17 protein-coding genes and 1 tRNA gene are annotated in these 17,228 nt (G+C 70.1%); 7 read left to right on the top strand and 11 right to left on the bottom strand.

Annotation, left to right across the window (positions count from 1 at the left end):
• Nucleotides 1-14 precede the first annotated feature (14 nt).
• From FV229_RS08845 to argJ, 4 genes are all read right to left on the bottom strand, one after another.
• A complete protein-coding gene (locus FV229_RS08845; RefSeq protein WP_147751605.1) occupies nucleotides 15-824 on the bottom strand; it encodes an IS5 family transposase in 810 nt (269 codons plus the stop codon).
• Between the two features lie 96 nt (nucleotides 825-920).
• Nucleotides 921-1,349: a (deoxy)nucleoside triphosphate pyrophosphohydrolase gene (locus tag FV229_RS08840; protein WP_147751604.1), complete on the bottom strand. Its 429-nt coding sequence runs from the start codon at nucleotides 1,347-1,349 to the stop codon at nucleotides 921-923.
• Nucleotides 1,346-2,053, bottom strand: coding sequence for an SIMPL domain-containing protein (locus FV229_RS08835; RefSeq protein WP_147751603.1), 708 nt, complete (start codon nucleotides 2,051-2,053; stop codon nucleotides 1,346-1,348). The genes FV229_RS08840 and FV229_RS08835 overlap by 4 nt, the downstream gene beginning before the upstream one ends.
• Entirely contained in the window at nucleotides 2,050-3,300 is a 1,251-nt protein-coding gene (gene argJ / locus FV229_RS08830; protein ID WP_147751602.1) for a bifunctional glutamate N-acetyltransferase/amino-acid acetyltransferase ArgJ, read from the bottom strand. The genes FV229_RS08835 and argJ overlap by 4 nt, the downstream gene beginning before the upstream one ends.
• Before the next feature lie 217 nt (nucleotides 3,301-3,517).
• Here argJ and FV229_RS08825 point away from each other — a divergent pair, with 217 nt between their 5' ends.
• Nucleotides 3,518-3,955, top strand: coding sequence for a histidine kinase (locus FV229_RS08825; protein WP_147751601.1), 438 nt, complete (start codon nucleotides 3,518-3,520; stop codon nucleotides 3,953-3,955).
• A gap of 7 nt (nucleotides 3,956-3,962) precedes the next feature.
• Here FV229_RS08825 and FV229_RS08820 read toward each other — a convergent pair whose 3' ends face one another.
• Nucleotides 3,963-4,775, bottom strand: a complete 813-nt coding sequence (locus FV229_RS08820) for a CPBP family intramembrane glutamic endopeptidase (RefSeq protein ID WP_246688110.1) — start codon at nucleotides 4,773-4,775, stop codon at nucleotides 3,963-3,965.
• Between the two features lie 322 nt (nucleotides 4,776-5,097).
• Between FV229_RS08820 and FV229_RS08815 the strand changes: the two genes are divergently transcribed.
• Nucleotides 5,098-5,739, top strand: a complete 642-nt coding sequence (locus FV229_RS08815; RefSeq protein WP_147751600.1) for a ClpXP protease specificity-enhancing factor SspB — start codon at nucleotides 5,098-5,100, stop codon at nucleotides 5,737-5,739.
• 188 nt (nucleotides 5,740-5,927) lie between these two features.
• Here FV229_RS08815 and FV229_RS08810 read toward each other — a convergent pair.
• Nucleotides 5,928-6,004, bottom strand: a tRNA-Pro gene (locus tag FV229_RS08810).
• 200 nt (nucleotides 6,005-6,204) lie between these two features.
• On the opposite strand from FV229_RS08810, the gene FV229_RS08805 reads away from it, so the two are divergent.
• The 3 genes from FV229_RS08805 (at nucleotide 6,205) to FV229_RS28390 (ending at nucleotide 7,358) form a co-directional block, all read left to right on the top strand.
• On the top strand, nucleotides 6,205-6,735 hold the full coding sequence (locus tag FV229_RS08805; protein ID WP_147751599.1) for a metallophosphoesterase: 531 nt from the start codon (nucleotides 6,205-6,207) through the stop codon (nucleotides 6,733-6,735).
• Nucleotides 6,736-6,833: 98 nt separating this feature from the next.
• Nucleotides 6,834-7,145 (top strand): hypothetical protein, encoded by a 312-nt coding sequence (locus FV229_RS08800; protein ID WP_147751598.1) that lies wholly within the window; start codon nucleotides 6,834-6,836, stop codon nucleotides 7,143-7,145.
• Between the two features lie 90 nt (nucleotides 7,146-7,235).
• On the top strand, nucleotides 7,236-7,358 hold the full coding sequence (locus tag FV229_RS28390; RefSeq protein WP_281406705.1) for a hypothetical protein: 123 nt from the start codon (nucleotides 7,236-7,238) through the stop codon (nucleotides 7,356-7,358).
• Nucleotides 7,359-7,373: 15 nt separating this feature from the next.
• Here FV229_RS28390 and FV229_RS08795 read toward each other — a convergent pair whose 3' ends face one another.
• A complete protein-coding gene (locus tag FV229_RS08795; RefSeq protein ID WP_348644177.1) occupies nucleotides 7,374-7,580 on the bottom strand; it encodes a hypothetical protein in 207 nt (68 codons plus the stop codon).
• Nucleotides 7,581-7,812: 232 nt separating this feature from the next.
• Here FV229_RS08795 and uvrB point away from each other — a divergent pair, with 232 nt between their 5' ends.
• Nucleotides 7,813-10,515, top strand: a complete 2,703-nt coding sequence (uvrB, locus tag FV229_RS08790) for an excinuclease ABC subunit UvrB (RefSeq protein WP_147751596.1) — start codon at nucleotides 7,813-7,815, stop codon at nucleotides 10,513-10,515.
• Nucleotides 10,516-10,765: 250 nt separating this feature from the next.
• Entirely contained in the window at nucleotides 10,766-12,208 is a 1,443-nt protein-coding gene (locus FV229_RS08785) for a hypothetical protein (RefSeq protein ID WP_147751595.1), read from the top strand.
• 21 nt (nucleotides 12,209-12,229) lie between these two features.
• Here the strand turns inward: FV229_RS08785 and FV229_RS08780 are convergent, their stop codons facing one another.
• From FV229_RS08780 to FV229_RS08765, 4 genes are all read right to left on the bottom strand, one after another.
• Complete coding sequence (locus FV229_RS08780) at nucleotides 12,230-13,231, bottom strand: ABC transporter substrate-binding protein (RefSeq protein ID WP_147751594.1); 1,002 nt, start codon at nucleotides 13,229-13,231, stop codon at nucleotides 12,230-12,232.
• 13 nt (nucleotides 13,232-13,244) lie between these two features.
• Nucleotides 13,245-14,033: an ABC transporter permease gene (locus tag FV229_RS08775; RefSeq protein ID WP_147751593.1), complete on the bottom strand. Its 789-nt coding sequence runs from the start codon at nucleotides 14,031-14,033 to the stop codon at nucleotides 13,245-13,247.
• A 25-nt stretch (nucleotides 14,034-14,058) separates the two neighbouring features.
• Entirely contained in the window at nucleotides 14,059-14,886 is an 828-nt protein-coding gene (locus tag FV229_RS08770) for an ABC transporter ATP-binding protein (protein ID WP_187275098.1), read from the bottom strand.
• Nucleotides 14,887-15,043: 157 nt separating this feature from the next.
• Nucleotides 15,044-17,228, bottom strand: a 2,185-nt coding sequence (locus FV229_RS08765; RefSeq protein ID WP_147751591.1) for a lytic transglycosylase domain-containing protein, incomplete at its 5' end; no start/stop codon positions are given.

Genomic DNA, 17,228 nt, shown 5'->3' with positions numbered 1-17,228 from the left:
TGAGGCGGTTTCTTTTAGGCTGGGTTGTTGAGGGCGTTGGCGGCCATCAGGCTAGCGAGGCAGGCGAGGCGACCCGTTGCGACGTCAAGGCGACCGGCGCGCTCGCGGTGTAGGCCGGCCCAATGGCTGAGCCAGCCGAAGGTCCTCTCTACGACCCAGCGCCGCTCCAAGACGACGAAGCCCTTCTGGTCCGGCAATTTCTCGACGACGCGGTGGCGCATGCCATGGACGAGACACCATTCTTGGCAGCGCTCGGCCGTGAAGGCACCGTCGAAGATGGCCAGTCGCAGGCTGGGCCATGTCTCCTTGCCATTATCGAGAGCCGGGAGCGTGTCGCGATCCTGCACGTTCGCTGGCACGACGGCGAGCGCCAGCACGTGCCCTTCGGCATCGACCAATGCGACGCGGTTGCGCCCGACCAGCTTCTTGGCTCCGTCATAGCCGCGTGGCCCGCGCACACCGATGCACTTGATGCTTTGCGTGTCGACGATTGCCAGCCGCGGCTCCGGCCGGCGTCCGCAACGCTGTCGTTGCCGGCGGGTCAGATTTCGCATGAGGTCCTCGAACAGGCCCTTCTCGATCCAGCGCCGGAACCAGCCGTAGACCGTACGCCAGGGCGGAAAGCCCGCTGGTAGCGCCCGCCACGCGCCGCCAACCCGCAGGTGCCAAGCAATCGCTGCCAGCACTTGGCGCGCAGGCGTCGCTCCCGGACTGCTTGGCGGATCTGCCCGCTCCACGAAGCGAGTGACCTCGTCCAAGCCTGCCTGCAGCACCATGTCCTTCAGACGCGCTTCATGACGCGTCCGATGTCGGTCCGTCCACATCTGCTCTCCACTCCGCCCCGCCAGGCGGAATTCGTGTTTGCACACGAGGCAGATGGGGACGGACGGCTGAGGGGCTCAAACAGGCTCTAAGTGACCTCAGGGGCCGAGAAGGTCGATCAGGTAGGGGATCAGCGGCTCGTCGGCCGGCGGCATGGCGAGGTCGCGGAGGTCGCGCGGGCGCACCCACTTGATCGCCTGCCCCTCGAGCGAGCGCGGCGTGCCGTTCCAGCGACGGCAGACGTAGAGAGGCATCAGAAGGTGGAAGTCCGGGTAGGCGTGGCTCGCGAAGGTGAGCGGCGCCAGGCACGGCTCCTCGACACGGATGTCGATCTCCTCGGCGAGCTCGCGGATGAGCGTCGCCTCGGGGCGCTCGCCCGGCTCGACCTTGCCGCCTGGGAACTCCCAAAGCCCCGCCAGTTGCTTGCCGGGCGGACGCTCGCTGACGAGCACGCGGCCATCGTGGTCGACAAGCGCCACGGCTACGACGAGGAGCAAGCGCACCGGCGCAGGAACGGCGGTGCTCATCGGCCGATCGCAAAGGTGGCGGTGACCTCGGCCGAACTGCCGATCGTCCCTGCTTCGATCGGGACGCGCTTCGGCGACGCCACAGCGCGGCTCGCCTGAAGTCCCATCGGGACGGACGTGCGGTTCGCGACGAGCGAGCAGAGGCTGCCCAGGCGCGCGCCGACGGCTTCGGCGAGCGCCGCAGCCTGCGTTCGGGCAGTGCGCGCCGCGTCGACCTGTAAGGCCGCCTCGACGCGGTCGGGATCGGTCAGCCCGAATCCGATGGAATCGATCCGGTTGGCCCCCGCTTCGAGCGATCGTCGCAGCAAGTCGCCGAGGCGGCTCATGTCGGCGAGCCGCAAGGTGACGCGGTTCGACGCCCGGTAGCCGTCGAGCTCATCCTGGCTCGTGCCGTTCGGTCGGGTGATCGTGCGGGTAGCAGGCTCGAGCACGACCGCGGCGGTGCCGATGTCGCCGACCGGGATGCCGACCTCGCGGCCGAGCGCGACGACGCCGGCCACGCCCTTAGAGGTCGCGTCGAGGGCCGCGGCGGCGTTGCCCGCCCGCGCCTCGACGCCGACCGTCACCTCGGCGAAGTCCGGCGCCCGCGCCGTCTGAGCCCGGCCGGTGACGGTGATGCCGCGACGGCAGGCGTCGTCGTCGGCCCGCGCCGGCAGCGCCGCGACGACGGGCAGGATAATGAGTGCAGTGGCGACGCGCCTCACGAGCGGTAATCCCCATTGATCTCGATGTAGCCCTTGGTGAGGTCGCAGGTCCAAACCCGGGCCTTGCCGGCTCCGAGGCCGATGTCGACCCGGACGACGACATCGGATTCGCGCATCACCGCGCTCGCCGCGTCCTCGCTGTAATCCGGGTCACGCGCCCCGGCGACGGCGACGCGCACGTCGCCGAACCAGATCGCAAGGCGGTCGCGGTCGGCCGGCTCGCCTGCCTTGCCGACGGCCATCACTACGCGGCCCCAGTTGGCGTCCTCGCCGGCGACCGCGGTCTTGACCAGCGGCGAGTTGGCGATCGACATCGCGATGCGGTGCGCCGAGGCGTCGCTCTCGGCGCCGCCGACCTCCACGGTGACGAACTTGCGCGCGCCCTCGCCGTCCTTGGCGACGAGCTGCGCCAGCTCGATCAGCAGGTCGTCTAAGGCCGCGCGAAAGCCCGCGAGCCGCGGGTCCGCCGCGTCCGAGACCGGGACCGTGGCGGCGGCGCCGGTGGCGAACAGCATCAGCGTGTCGGAGGTCGAGGTGTCGCCGTCCACGGTCACGCAGTTGAAGCTCTTGTCCGCGCCCGCAGTCAGCATCGCCTGAAGCACCGGCTGCGGCAGCGCCGCGTCGGTGAACACGAAAGCGAGCATCGTCGCCATGTCGGGCGCGATCATGCCGGCGCCCTTGGCGATGCCGTTGATCGTCACCGCCACGCCGTCGATCTCGGCCGTGCGGCTCGCGGATTTCGGGAAGGTGTCGGTGGTCATGATCGCCCGGGCGGCGGCGTCCCAGGCCTCGGCTCCCGCGGCCGTGCGGGCGGCGCACTCGGCCAGCACGCCCTCGAACTTGGTCGCATCGAGGGGTTCCCCGATGACGCCGGTGGAGGCGACGAAGACCTCGCCCTCGGTGCAACCGGTGGCGGCGGCGGCGATCCGCGCCGTCAGCGCCACCGCGTCCCGTCCTCGCGACCCCGTGAACGCATTGGCGTTACCGGAGTTCACGACCAGCACCCGCGCCGAGCCGGAGGCAAGCGCCTCGCGGCACCAATCGACCGGCGCGGAGGGGCAGCGCGAGCGGGTAAACACGCCTGCTGCCGCGGTGCCGGCGTCGAGGCCGACATAGAGTACGTCGGTGCGGCCGGAATAGCGGATGCCGGCCTGGGCGGTGGCGAGCCCGACGCCGCGGATCGCTGGCAGGGTCGGCATCGAGGCCGGCGCGAGCGGGGAAACGGGGGGAGACTTTGCGGACGACATCGATACCCTCTCCGTTCGATCGCGGCATCGCCGGCGACGGGGTCCTGTTGCCCCGCGAGCCCTGCAGCGGTCAACCTCCTGCCCGATCGGAGCGCATGCCCGCTTCCTGGGCGTGCCGGCTTGGGAATACGGCGCAATCGCGGCGGGGGGCTTGCGCGACCGCGCCGTCCCGGCCTAGCATGCTGCGATGCAACGCGAACGCCGAGTCGAACGCGGAATGCCGCAAAACACCAGCGCACAAACGCTCGTGAACGCTCCCCAGCCCTCAGGCGGCTGTTATGGGGTCCAGGTCCTCGTTGCCGGCCGGCAGAAGCGCTGGCGGGATGAGGTATCCAATCAGATACGCCGCGCAGGCTATCAGGCCACGGCCTGTGACAGCGGTGTCGACGCCCTCACGGTTCTCGTCCTCGGGTTGCCGGTGGATGTGCTCGTCGCCGATGTCGGCCTCGAAGGCGACCTGTGCTGCTCGCGCCTCGCCGTCGAGGCCCGTGCCCTCCGGCCGGGCCTGCGCATCGTCCTGGCGAGCGACTACTATGAGGAGATGTCGGACGACGCCTCACACCTCTTCCCGGACGCGATTCTGATTCCGCGCGACCTCCGCAACAACGCCGTCGCGAGCACCGTGCGCGAAGCGCTGGCGAGCCGGTCGGCCTGACGCCGGTTTAAGGCCACAGCACGTAGGCGATTAGCGCGAGGTTGCTCCAGCCGTGGAGCGCGATGCACGGCCACAGGCGGCCTGTGCGCCAGCGCAGCCAGCCGAGCATCAATGCCAGCGGCGCCAGCGAGACCGGGCGCGCCAAACCCCAGGCCGAGACGTGCGCCAGCGCGAACACCAACGCCGTGACGAGGATCGTCGCCGCGGGTGGCAGGAAGCGGCGGGCGGCGGCGAAGCCCTCGCCGCGCATCAGCATCTCCTCCGCGGCCGGCGCCAGCACCACGACGTAGCTGAGCCATACCGCGACGGCGGCAGGGCTCAGCATCGGCGAGAGCCGCACGCCGCTTCCGAAGGCGGCGCCGAACGCCTCGGCCGTCCCGGTGACCCAGGCGATGTGTACGATCGGCCAGAGCAGGAGGATCAGCAGCAGGGTGCGCGGCCGCATCCTGTTCGGGCGCTCGCGGTCCAGCGCCAGCCTGCGCCGCCAGCCGGACCCGTCGCGGCCAAGCGCCCCCGTCACGACGAGACCTGCCAAGAAGACTTGGCGGAGCACGTCGACGGCGAGTTCGCGCCGGGCGAGCTCGGTGGCGCCGACATAGGGACGCCGCGCCGCGTCGAGGAACGGGTCGATCCCGGCGAGCAGGTCGGCGCCCACCCGCACCGCGGCCAGCGACATCAGGCTGGCCACCGCGAGGTAGAGCAGGAGCATCCCGACCAGGACGACGAGGTTCAGGGCGAGGCGCCCGGCCGCGACCCATCGCCGGCCCGGTTCGGACGGTGCGGCGGCGTCGACGGGCAGGGCACCATGATCGGGCTTCAAAACCGCGGCGATCCCCTCTATGTTCTCTCGTCCGGTCGAAAGGCCGGAACGGCGACGAACGCTCTTGGCGACGCGCCGGTCACTTCGAACCTATCGGATCCGCTTCGTCCACCGTAGCCCCCTGCCATCGGACACGATGGCGCTGCCGGGCCGGACGACCGGGCGGGTCCGCCGGCGCGGTGGTCGGCAGGGTGTCGCGACGGCGCACGTCGGCCGCTCGGTATCCCGGCCTCCGGCGACGGAAGCCGCCTTCCTTTCTCATCCGATCCGGTGCGCGTCCCGCGCGACAGGTCGTCGGGCAGACCGCACAGAGCGACCGAAGATGGCAGACGACCTGATCCGCTACGATCTCCTGGTCCAGGACGCCCTCCGGGGCGTCGTGCGCAAGGTGCTGACCGACGCCGCCCGCGAGGGCTTGGCGGGCGAGCACCACTTCTACGTCTCCTTCCGCACCGAGGCCCCGGGCGTGCGGATGTCGCAGGCGCTGCGTGAGAAGTATCCGCAGGACATGACGATCGTCCTCCAGCACCAGTTCTGGGACCTCGGCGTCACCGAGCACAGCTTCGAGGTCGGGCTGTCGTTCTCGGGCGTGCCCGAGCGTCTTCTGGTGCCGTTCGACGCCCTGTCGGGGTTCTTCGACCCGTCGGTCCAGTTCGGCCTCAAGTTCGACCTGAACGAAACCGCCGAAGTCGCCGGCGAGGACGCGGGGCCGAGCGCCGCGAAGGCCGGCCCGCGCAGCGCGGCCTCCGAGCCCACTGAGATGAAGCCGAAAGCCGGGACCGGGATCGCCGCGATCGGCAGCAACGTCCCGAAGGTCATCCCCGCCCTCCCCGCGGCGCAGAACGCCAGCAAGGCGGACGAGAAGGAGCCGCGTGTCGCCGCCAAGGCCGCGAAGAAGGACGGCGACGGTGGCGAGGCGAGCGCCGAGGTCGTCAGCCTCGACGCGTTCCGCAAGAAGAGCTGAGCTGTATCGCTCCACCTGGGACCTCGCCCCTCGGGGCTTTCGCGAAGCGGAAGCTTCGAAGACGCAGTCGTGAACGGGAGCGGCGGTTCAAACATCCGGCAAGCGAACAAAAAAAAGGCCGGCGCTTGGTGGCGCCGGCCTTTTCTCGGAGCGGCGACATCCACCTTTCGGCCGACGTCCCGTTTTATTGGTCGGAGTAGCAGGACTTGAACCTGCGACCCCCTGTCCCCCAGACAGGTGCGCTACCGGGCTGCGCTATACTCCGTCACGTCCGCTCCGTCGGGCCGTTCGGGCGCCGACACCCCGAAGGGTCCGCGGGTCTTAGCTTTCCGCTCCAAGGCACGCAAGCCCCGTTCCCGCGCTTCGCCGAAAAGCCGGCCGGGCCGCAGAGGGCGCGGGCGAAAAGGCCCTTGCGCGATGCCGGCCGGATCGGACACGACGCGGTGCAGCGCAGGGAGGTCGGCGGTGGCGGTCTATTTCACGAGCGACACCCATTTCGGCGATCCGCGCATCCTGCGGCTCGATCGCCGGCCCTTCGCCGACCTCGCGACGCACGACGCCGCGTTGATCGCGAATTGGAACCGGGTCGTCGGCGCCGACGATACCGTCTGGCATCTCGGCGACTTCGCCCTCGGACCGCCACAGGAGCGGGTCCACGCGATCCTCGCCGGCCTTCACGGCGTGAAGCACCTGATCGTCGGCAACAACGACGGCCCCGACACCCTCGACGCGCCGGGCTGGGCCTCGATCGCGCATTACGCGGAGATCGCGGTGGAGGGTCGCGGCTTGGTGCTGTGCCATTACGCCTTCCGGACCTGGAACGGCATCGGCCGCGGCGTGCTCAACCTGCACGGCCATTCCCACGGGCAGCTGCGCACTGCGCCCAGGCAGTACGACGTCGGCGTTGACGCCCAGGGTTTCGTGCCGGTGGACCTTGCCGCGATCCTGATTTCGCGCCGCAGCCGCAGCGCAGCGAAAGCGGAACCATCGGTCTAGCTCCGCCGTTGTGCGCTCATACCGGCGGTTGAAAGACACCGGTCGAATACTTCGCCTCTTCCAGCGTACTGCTTACGTGATTGTCTTCACGGTGGCCCATGACCCGATCTGACACACCGATGCTGGCCGTGTTCGGCCTGGTCCTCTCCCTCGCCCCGGCGTTCGCGGCGCCGTCGTGTCTCGAGGCTCGCGCCAAGATCGACGAGGCTTCGGCCCTTCGCTACCAGGCGAGGCAGGAAGCCCGGCTCGGAAACCACGACCGCGTCTGCGACACGCTCGACGAGATCGGCGACCGCTACAACGACGCCCGCGACGGCTTCGAGGATTGCGGCGCCGGCGTCGTCGCCATCGATCTTCGCACCGAGTTGCGAAACCTTCGCATCGCCAAGCGCGTAAACCGCTGCAACTGACCGGGTGCGCGCCCGCACCGCAAAGCCTCTTCGTTCCTACCATCGTCACATCGAGCGCGACGCTGCACGTCGCCGACAGGGCCAGCCGCCATGACCACCGAGACCCAGACCGTTGCCGCCCCGACCGGTCCCTCCTTCGCCGCCGCGCTCTGCGGGTTCCTTAGCACCACCGCCGCGACGACCATGCTCATGTTCCTGCTGAGCAGCGTCTGAGCTGGACAGCGACGCTCAGGGCGCGACGGACCAGAACCGGCGCCGATTGAAGAGCATCTCCTGCGTGCCGACGGTCGGCGCGGCCGCAACGGGCGGCGGGCAAGCCGGCTCAGCCCGAGGCGGAGCCGCCATCAGGGTCATCGGCATGGCGGGGAACAGGCCAAGCCGCTGCTGGATGTCCGGGTTGCGTGCGCCGGCGATCGCGGCGATGCCGACGATCAACGCCCCGGCCACAGCTCCCAGAACGAAGTTCATCATCCCACACGATTCCCGCGTTCCGACCCACCCACGGCCCGCACGCCGCGTGTGATCGCGCAAGCCGGCGGCATTGCGGCGGGATCGCCCATCGTCTCTTGGCAGCGATCACTCCATGCGCCGATCGGCCCTTGGATGAACACCTCACGCGAAGGTGGTGCCCCTTCCGTCATGGCACTGGCCGCGCCATATTTCTCCCATGGCAATACCGAAGAAGCCCCGGCACGTCTCAGCGACCGGAAAGGCCGACCGGCCGGACGTTCAGCCGCTCGACCCGTTCCTGGCGCAGCTGCTGAGTCCCGCCCTCGCCCGCAAGCCCCAGATCCAGTCCGAGCGGCAGGCGGAGCTTCCGCGGCCGGGCCAGCGCAAGCCAGCCAAGGCGAAGCCGGCTCCGAAGACTGAAGCGAGAGAACCCACCGGCTTCGGCGAAGCGCCACAGCGTGGCTTCACCACCGCACCCGGTGCCGAGATCGATCCGGCTCTCGCGCAGGCGCTCGGCCTGACCCCGCCCGAAGACGGGCCGGCGCCGGAAGGCGCACCGGACCAATCCTCGCTGGCCTCCGACGGCGTCTCGGCGACGGTGGATGCCCTGCAGCGGTTGCTCGAAGAGGGCAACCCACTGTTCAAGAACGGGGAGACTTGGGTTCCGCACCGGCCAGACCGGCCGGCGAAGTCCGAGGGCGGCAAGCCGTTCCGCCTCGAATCCGAGTTCACGCCGGCGGGCGACCAGCCCACCGCCATCGCCGAGCTGGTGAAGGGCGTGAACGCCAACGAGCGCGACCAAGTGCTGCTCGGCGTCACCGGCTCGGGCAAGACCTTCACGATGGCGAAGATCATTGAGGAGACCCAGCGACCGGCCCTGATCCTCGCGCCGAACAAAACGCTGGCGGCGCAGCTTTACGGCGAATTCAAGAGCTTCTTCCCCGACAACGCAGTGGAATATTTCGTCTCCTACTACGATTACTACCAGCCCGAGGCCTACGTGCCGCGCTCGGACACCTTCATCGAGAAGGAATCGTCGATCAACGAGCAGATCGACCGGATGCGGCACTCGGCGACCCGAGCGCTGCTCGAGCGCGACGACGTCATCATCGTCGCGTCGGTCTCGTGCATCTACGGCATCGGCTCGGTCGAGACCTACACGGCGATGTCGTTCACGGTGACGTTGGGCGAGAAGATCGAGCAGCGCCAGCTCGTCGCCGACCTCGTAGCGCTGCAGTACAAGCGCATCCAGTCCGACTTCGCCCGCGGCACCTTCAGGGTGCGCGGCGACGTGATCGAGCTGTGGCCGGCTCACTTGGAGGACCGCGGCTGGCGCATCGGCCTGTTCGGCGACGAGATCGAGGGGATCGTCGAGTTCGACCCGCTCACAGGCAAGAAGATCAACGAGCTGAAGTTCGTGAAGGTCTACGCCAACTCGCACTACGTCACGCCGCGCCCGACGCTGCAGCAGGCGATCAAGGGGATCAAGAACGAGCTCAACGGCCGCGTCGAGGAGCTAACCAAGATGGGCCGTCTGATCGAGGCCCAGCGCATCGAGCAGCGCTGCACATTCGACATCGAGATGATCGAGGCGACGGGCGCCTGCAACGGCATCGAGAACTATTCGCGCTACCTCACCGGCCGCAAGCCCGGCGAGCCGCCGCCGACCCTGTTCGAGTACCTGCCCGACGACGCGCTGGTCTTCGCCGACGAGAGCCACGTCACCGTTCCGCAGATCGGCGGCATGTACCGGGGTGACTTCCGCCGCAAGGCGACGCTCGCCGAATACGGCTTCCGCCTGCCCTCCTGCCTCGACAACCGTCCGCTGCGATTCGAGGAATGGGACGCGATGCGGCCGCAGACGGTCAACGTCTCGGCCACGCCCGGCAAGTGGGAAATGGAGCAGACCGGCGGCGTCTTCGCCGAGCAGGTGATCCGCCCTACCGGCCTCGTCGACCCGGTGATCGAAATCCGCCCGGCGCGGAGCCAGGTCGACGACCTGCTCGGCGAGGTGCGCGAGGTTGCGCTCGCCGGCTACCGCACGCTGGTCACCACGCTGACCAAGCGCATGGCCGAGGACCTGACCGAGTACCTACACGAGAACTCGGTTCGCGTGCGCTACATGCACTCCGACATCGATACGCTGGAGCGCATCGAGATCATCCGTGACCTGCGGCTGGGTGCCTTCGACGTGCTGATCGGCATCAACCTGCTGCGTGAGGGCCTCGACATCCCGGAATGCGCATTGGTCTGCATCCTCGACGCCGACAAGGAAGGCTTCCTGCGCTCCGAGACCTCGCTGGTGCAGACCATCGGCCGCGCCGCCCGCAACGCCGACGCGCGCTGCATCCTCTACGCCGACCACATCACCGGCTCGATGGAACGGGCGATGGCCGAGACCGAGCGCAGGCGGCAAAAGCAGCTCGCCTACAATCTCGAGCACGGCATCACGCCCCAGAGCGTGAAGCGCGGGATCAGCGACATCCTCAGCAGCGTGTTCGAGCGCGACCGCGTCCAGGTCGACACCGGGATGGCGGAGATCACCGTCGGCCACAACCTCAAGGCAGTGATGGCCGACCTGGAGAAGCGGATGCGCACCGCCGCCGCCGACCTCGACTTCGAGGAGGCCGCACGCCTGCGCGACGAGCTGAAGCGCCTCCAGGCGACGGAGCTGATGATCTCCGACGACCCGATGGCGCGGCAGGCCGACGTGGAGCGGGACGCCGGCAAGTACGGCCGCAAGGCGCCGCGCGGCTCCGGCACGCGCATTTCGAAGCCGACCCTGGACAACATGGGGCCGGGCACCGACCGCGAGCTGCCGGCGAACGCCGTCGCCTGGACCGAGCGGCCGAAGCCGCGCTCGACCCAGGGACTCGGCGGCCAGAAGCCGAAATACAAGCGTGGCGGCGGCCGGCGCTGAACGCGCCGGTCGCAGGTCCGGACGCGACCTCGACAGGCCGATCGTTTTAAAGAGGAGGCTTGGGTCGGTCACCCGCGGCTGCATCCGACACACGCCTGCGGCCAACACGAAAAAAACAACCGCGGGTTGTATTTTCAAACCCTCGTTAAGCATTCGCGCTCAGATTGCATGAGCCATGCAATGGGTCTCTTGCGTTGTGTTTTACGACGCGATGCAGCCTCCCGGCATGGGTCCCGGTCGGAGTGCTCCCATGTCTCGTCGCCAGAACCGCGCCTCCGCGCGTCCGTCCACGCTCGCGCAGGGTCGCGGCGCCCTTCGCCCGCACGAAGTCATCGCGATTCCGATGCTGAGTGGGGTGCTTCTCCTGGGCACCTCCGGCTTGGCCCAGGCCCAGCTCCTGCGCGGAACGCTCGATACGGTGACCTCCGTGGTGAACGGAACCACCGGGAGCTTGGCGACCGTTGATGCAACGCTCGGTGGTGGTTCCCTCGCCACCGTCGGAGCGACCGTCGGTGGTGGCAGCGTCGCCAATGTCGGAGCCACCGTCGGCGGTAGCTCGGTCGCCGATGTCGGCGCAACGGTCGGCGGGGGAACCGTCGCAAGCGTCGGCGCCACAGTTGGTGGTGGACCAGTTGCTACTGTCGGCGCAACGGTCGGCGGCGGCACCCTGGTCGACGTGGGCGCGACCGTCGGCGGAGGAACTGTCGCGAGCGTCGGGGCGACGGTCGGCGGGGGCTCCATCGCCGGCGTCGGCGTGACCATCGGCGGCGGCACCGGAACCGGGACAGGCACCGGCGGCACGGGGGGCGGAACCGCCTGCAATCCATGCACCGGTGGAGCGGGCACAGGCGGTGGCACTGTTACCGGCGCTGGCGGAACCGGCGCCGGCGCCGGCGCCGGCGCGACCTACGACCCCACCCGCGTCGCGTTGTTCGAGCTGCGGCTGTCGAACGTCGAGAAGCTGCCGATCCGCGGTAACAACACCAGCTCGTTCCCGCTTCCGGCCGCAGGCGGCGCGGACGCGCTCGCGGCCGGCTATGGTGCTTCCGCCGGGGGGGCCAGCGCGACGGCGCTCGGGACGCAGGCGAACGCCGCCGGCGACGGGTCGATCGCCATCGGCCGCAGCGCCTCGGCGACACAAGCCAACGCGATCGCCATCGGCCCCGGCGCCCGGACCACCCGCGCGAACCAGGTCGCGATCGGCAACGGCTCCAATACCTATACGCTCGGCGGGATCGGGTCGGCCCAGAGCGCCGCGGCGCAGTCCGGCGAGACGCGGTTCGTCACCTCGGACACCGCAGGAAACCTCGCCACCTCGGGCTACGGCCCGAGCACGATCGCCGGCCTCGGCTCCCGCCTCGACTCGGCGGAGGGGCGGCTCGGCGGAGTCGAGGCCCGCGTCGGCACCCTCGAATCGCGCACCAACGCCCTGTCGCAGTATAGCACCGAGACGCGTCGCGAGGCCCGCCAGGGCGTCGCCACCGCGCTGGCGATGCCGACCGCCTCGATGCCCTCGACCCCCGGCCGCACCACTTGGGTGCTGAACAGCGCGACCTACCGCGGCGAGTGGGCCGGCGGCGCGGCGCTCTCTCACCGTCTGCCGACTGCGGTCCCGCTGGCGATCAACGTCGGCTACGCCTACGGCGGAGACGGCGGCCACGGGGTGCGAGCCGGTCTCGGCGGCGAATTCTGAGCGCCCGCGGCCCTGCCGTAATCAGCCCATCGCGCGCTTGATGAAGCGGTCGTCGAAAGTGGTCGAAAGGTCGATCTGCGCACTCTGCATCTCCGCGTCCAGCGTCCGCACCAGGTCGAGGACGCTGGTCATGCCCTCCTGGGTCGGGATGCCGGTGCGCGAGTAGCTTTCGAGCGACTTGCCCACCGCTTGGACGTAGAGCGCCCGGTCGCCAAACTGGTAGGCGGCGGGAACGAGGTCGGCGATCGCCTCGGGCGAGGCTGTGGCAAGCCACTTGAGCGCCTTGGCGAAAGCGTTGACCACCCGCTGCATCGCCGCCGGGTGGTGCTCGATCCAATCCTGCTTGGTGTAGACCACCGCCGCCGGGTTCGGTCCGCCGAAAAGGGCGCGGGTCCCGGCCTCGGTGCGGGTGTCGACGAGGACCTGTATGTCGCCGTCGGCCTCTAGCTTGGCGATGACCGGGTCGAGGTGGGCGATCGCGTCGATCTCGCCGCGCTTGATCGCGGCGACGGCGCCGGCCCCGCCGCCGATGCCGATGAGCGGCGCGTCGGTGGCCTTCAGCCCGGCCTTGATCATCGCGAACTGCACCGCGAGCGCCGTGGACGAGCCCGGCGCGGTCGCGCCGACCTTCCGGCCCTTGAAGTCGGCGACGGACTTCACCGTGCCGGCGAGGTCCTTGCGCACGGCGATGACGATCGCCGGTAGGCGACCGAGTTCGCACACGGCGCGGACGTCCTGACCCTTGGCCTGCATGCGGATCGTGTGCTCGTAGGCCCCGGTGACGACGTCGACCGAGCCGCCGACCAGCGCCTGCAGCGAGCGGGCGCCACCGCCGAAATCGGAGATCTCGGCCTCGACGCCCTCCTCCGCGAAGTAGCCCTTCCGCTCGGCGACCGTCAGCGGCAGGTAGTAGAGTAGCGGTTTGCCGCCGACCCCGATCCGCACCTTCACGGTGTCGGCTTGCGCGTCCCTGCAAGCGGCGAGCACCGCGGCGGATCCGGCGAGGAATGAGCGGCGGTGCATCGCAAACGTCCTTTCAGTTCCGTCCCTGCGGGCCGCGCGGGCGCCAGGCCAGGAGGCGGTTCTCGGCCAGGGTGACGAGGGCGTCGATCAGGACGACGAATACGGTGAGGATCAGCATCCCGGCGAAGACGCCCGTCACGTCGAACACGCTCTCGGCCTCGTGGATCTTGTAGCCGAGCCCGGCCGACGCGCCGAGATATTCGCCGACCACCGCCCCGACCAGCGCGAAGCCCACCGCGGTGTGAAGCGAGGAGAACATCCAGGTGAGCGCCGACGGCCAGTAGACGTGACGCAGCAGCCCGCGCTCGCTCATCCCGAGCATGCGGGCGTTGTCGCGTACCACCGGGCTGACCTCGCGCACCCCCTGGTAGACGTTGAAGAACACGATGAAAAACACCAACGTGAACCCGAGGGCCACCTTGGACCAGATGCCGAGGCCGAACCACAGAGCGAAGATCGGTGCCAGCACCACCCGCGGCAGGGCGTTGGCCGCCTTGATGTAGGGGTCGAACACCGCGGCCAGCAACGCGTTGCGCGCGAACAGGAAGCCGAAGGCGATGCCGCCCGCAGCCCCGAACGCGAAGGCCAGCACCGTCTCCTGCAGAGTGATCGCGATGTGGCCCCAGATCTCGGGCGACGTGATCTCGGTCCAGGTCCGCGCCAACACCGCGCCGGGAGTCGAGAAGAAGAACTGGATCTGCCGCGGCTGGCCGAGCACTGGGTAGACGGTGAGCACGTGCCAAATCGCGAAGCCCGCTACCCCGACGAGGATCTGGAGCGCGAGCAGGCCGAAACGGTTCACCGGCGGGTCTCCGAAGGGTGAGGCGTCATGCCGGCCCGTCCGCGTAGGCGCGCGAGACCTCGACGCGCAGGCAAGACCAGATCCGCTGGTAGAGCGCGTGGAACTGCGGGTCGAGGCGGATCTCGGCGATGTCCCTCGGCCTAGTCAGGGCGACGGGGAAGTCGCCGACGACCCGCGCCGCCGGCCCGGCCGACAGCACCACGACCCGGTCCGCCAGGCCGATCGCCTCCTCCAGGTCGTGGGTGACGAACAGCACCGCCTTGCGGTCGGCGGCCCAGAGGTCGAGCAGCAGGTTGCCCATGATCTGCCGGGTCTGCGCGTCGAGCGGCCCGAACGGCTCGTCCATCAGCAGGATCTCGGGGTCGCGGATCAGCACCTGAGCGAGGGCCACGCGCTTGCGCTGGCCCCCCGAGAGTGTGTGCGGATAGCGGTCGGCGAAGGTGGCGAGGCCGACGCGCCCGAGCCACTCGCCCGCCCCTGCGCGGGCCGCGGCACGGGGGACGCCCTTCGGCTCGAGGGCGACGGCGACGTTGTCGAGCGCGGTCTTCCACGGCATCAGCGCATCGGACTGGAAAAGGTAACCGGCCCGGCCGTTCAGGCCTCGCAGCGGCGCGCCGAACGCCGCGACGCGGCCGGACGCGGGCTTCAGCAAGCCGGCCGCGGCGTTAAGCAGGGTCGACTTGCCGGACCCGGTCGGGCCGACGACGGCGACGAACTCCCCGGGCGCGACCGCGAGGTCGATTCCCTCCACCGCGACGTAGCGCCGGCCGCCCTTCAGGGGGAACGCGATCGCGACGTCTTCGAAGTCGAGGGCGTTCGGTCTGCCGGTGGGCGAGAAGTCTCGATCGTCCACGCTCCCCTCCCCCGGCGCCCGCGCGGGATCCGGCAGGTCATCGGGTCTCGATAGAGGGGCCTGGGCGGCAGGCCAAGGGGTTGCGCTCTGACATCACTCGCAACCTTCCATGCCCCCGCAGAGGGGAAGGGAAAGCGCCTGCGCTGCGGACGCCTCCTCAGCGCGCCCCGCGGTGCAGGTCGCCGTCGATCAGCAGTGCGCTCTTGGTGTCGAGGCGGGTGCGATAGACCTGCAGATTCTCCATCACCCGCTGGACGTAGTTGCGGGTCTCGGTGAACGGGATGCGCTCGACCCAGTCGATCGCGTCCACGTCGCCCTTGCGTGGGTCGCCGTAGGCGTCGATCCACTTCTTCACGTTGCCGCCGCCGGCATTGTACGAGGCGAAGGCGAGGATGTACGAGCCGCGCCAATCCTCCATCAGCTCGCCGAGATGAGCCTGGCCGAGGCGCGCGCTGTAGATCGCGTCGGTGCCGAGCCGCTCAGGATCGTAGGCCGCAGAGACCCGGCGGGCGGTTCGCTGGGCGGTGGCCGGCATCATCTGCATCAGGCCGCGGGCGCCGACGCCGGACTGGGCGCGGGGGTCGAACTGGCTCTCCTGGCGCGCGATGGCGAACACCATCGCCTTCTCGACCAGTGGCACCGAGCCGAAGGCCTCATAGGTCGGGATGCCGATGGTGGGGTAGGCGTGGGCGTCCAGCGGCAGCCCGCGCTGGACCGCGAGCTTGCCGACGGCGACGAGGGCGCGGGCGTCCTTCATCTCGACGGCGAGGTCGCCGAGCGCCTGCACCTCGCGGGCATCCGTCAGGCGCTGCGCGGTGTCGATGTAGAGCGGCAGCGCCATCTCCTTCAGCGAAGCCGCCGCCAGCAGGCGCAGGGCACGGATGCAGAGCCGGTCGTCGAAGGCGGCGCGCGCAGGGCCGTCGAGATCGGCCGGCGCGCGGAGCGCGAGACTTGTCTGGCCGAGCTTGGCCCGGGCGAGTTGCCCGTAATAGGCGATCGGCTGCAGCGCGGCGGTCTCATAGAATCCCTTGGCCGACTCGGCCTGCCCGAGGGTGTCCGCCGCCCGGCCCTGCCAGTAAGCGGCGCGGGCAATCGAGATCGGCGTCTCGGCGATGCCGGCGGCCAGCGCGAAGTGGCGGGCGGCGGCCTCGGGGTCGCCGCCGAAGCGCAGGGCGATCCAACCGGCGTGGAACTCGGCCTCGATCCGCTTCTCCACCGTGCGGGCCGGGTTGGCGCTCGCCACCGCGTAGGCGGTCTTGGCGTCGCCGAGATCGATCAGCTTGCGCGCGACGATGCGGCGCTCGACCCACCACTCGTCGCCATCGACGAGCACGTCGAGGTTGCTCGGCGCGGTCGCCAGCACGGCGGCCGCCTCGGCCGGCTTGTCGGCCCGGCGCAGGAACTGGGCGCGGGACAGGATGTACGAGCTGTCGTTGCGCAGGGACGGCGGCACCGCGGCTAGCGCCGAGGCCGCTCCCGAGCTCTTGTCCTCGACGGCCCGTCGCGCCCGCACCAGGCTGGCGTAGGCGCCGCCCACGTAGGTCGCGGCCCGGCCGGCCGCCTCCCAGTCCTCCTTCAGCAGCGCGCGCTCCATGCGGTAGCGGTGGTCGATGCGGGTGAGCACGCCGGGGAAGGCGTCGGCGACCTTGCCTTCGAGCGAACGGCCGAAGGTCTCGGAGCGCCACAGGTCGCGCACGAGGTCGGCGGCGTCCCCGTCGAGGCCGTCCGCCTTGAAGGCGAGCGCCAGGGCGAACTTGCCGGGCGCGCTCGCCGGCCGGGAGGCGCCGAAGAAGGCGCGCACCGTCGCCGGGTTCTTGCGCTCGGTGAGCAGGGCCTCCTCGGCGCGACGCCGCAGCAGCGGGCCGGCTGGCCAATCCGGGTTGGCGCGGGTGAAGGCGACGGTGCGCTCGAAGCCGATGCCGGCGCCGGCGCGGATCGCGACCCATTCGAGTAGTGCCTTGGCGGCGGGGTCCGAGAAGCCGTCGCGCAGTCGGTCGCCGTCCGCGACTTTGCCCTTGCGGTAGAAGTCGATCGCCTGGCGCAGCTGGGCGACGTCGGTGTCGCCGACCCGCGCGATCGGGCCGAGGCCCGGCACCTCCGGCACGGGGGCGGCCGGCGTCACGGTGGCGTCCGGCAGCGGGAAGGCGACCGGCGCGTCGGGATCGGCGGAAGCGTAGGACGCAGCGCCGGGCGGAAGCGCCTGCCCGGTGGCGAGCGGCTTCGACGGGCCGGCCTCGCTCGCGGTCTTGGGATCAAGCTTGAGCGCGTCGGCGGCGACCGGGTCGGGCGCGGCCTTCGTGCCCTCCACCTGGCTCGCGGGCGCGATGGCGTCGCTGGCGGGC

Origin of the sequence: Methylobacterium sp. WL120 (genome assembly GCF_008039465.1) — a bacterium.
GTDB classification, from domain to species: Bacteria; Pseudomonadota; Alphaproteobacteria; order Rhizobiales; family Beijerinckiaceae; genus Methylobacterium; species Methylobacterium cerastii.
Note: the sequence above shows the minus strand (reverse complement) of the source record. Positions and strands in the feature narration are given on the sequence as shown.

Bases quoted from the DNA above. Each gene is read 5' to 3' on its own strand.
- FV229_RS08800 (WP_147751598.1), top strand. From the start codon at position 6,834: ATGACCCGATCTGACACACCGATGCTGGCCGTGTTCGGCCTGGTCCTC.
- FV229_RS08785 (WP_147751595.1), top strand. From the start codon at position 10,766: ATGTCTCGTCGCCAGAACCGCGCCTCCGCGCGTCCGTCCACGCTCGCG.
- FV229_RS08815 (WP_147751600.1), top strand. From the start codon at position 5,098: ATGGCAGACGACCTGATCCGCTACGATCTCCTGGTCCAGGACGCCCTC.
- FV229_RS08825 (WP_147751601.1), top strand. From the start codon at position 3,518: ATGCCGCAAAACACCAGCGCACAAACGCTCGTGAACGCTCCCCAGCCC.
- FV229_RS08845 (WP_147751605.1), bottom strand. From the start codon at position 824: ATGTGGACGGACCGACATCGGACGCGTCATGAAGCGCGTCTGAAGGAC.
- FV229_RS08840 (WP_147751604.1), bottom strand. From the start codon at position 1,349: ATGAGCACCGCCGTTCCTGCGCCGGTGCGCTTGCTCCTCGTCGTAGCC.
- FV229_RS08780 (WP_147751594.1), bottom strand. From the start codon at position 13,231: ATGCACCGCCGCTCATTCCTCGCCGGATCCGCCGCGGTGCTCGCCGCT.
- FV229_RS28390 (WP_281406705.1), top strand. From the start codon at position 7,236: ATGACCACCGAGACCCAGACCGTTGCCGCCCCGACCGGTCCCTCCTTC.
- argJ (WP_147751602.1), bottom strand. From the start codon at position 3,300: ATGTCGTCCGCAAAGTCTCCCCCCGTTTCCCCGCTCGCGCCGGCCTCG.
- uvrB (WP_147751596.1), top strand. From the start codon at position 7,813: ATGGCAATACCGAAGAAGCCCCGGCACGTCTCAGCGACCGGAAAGGCC.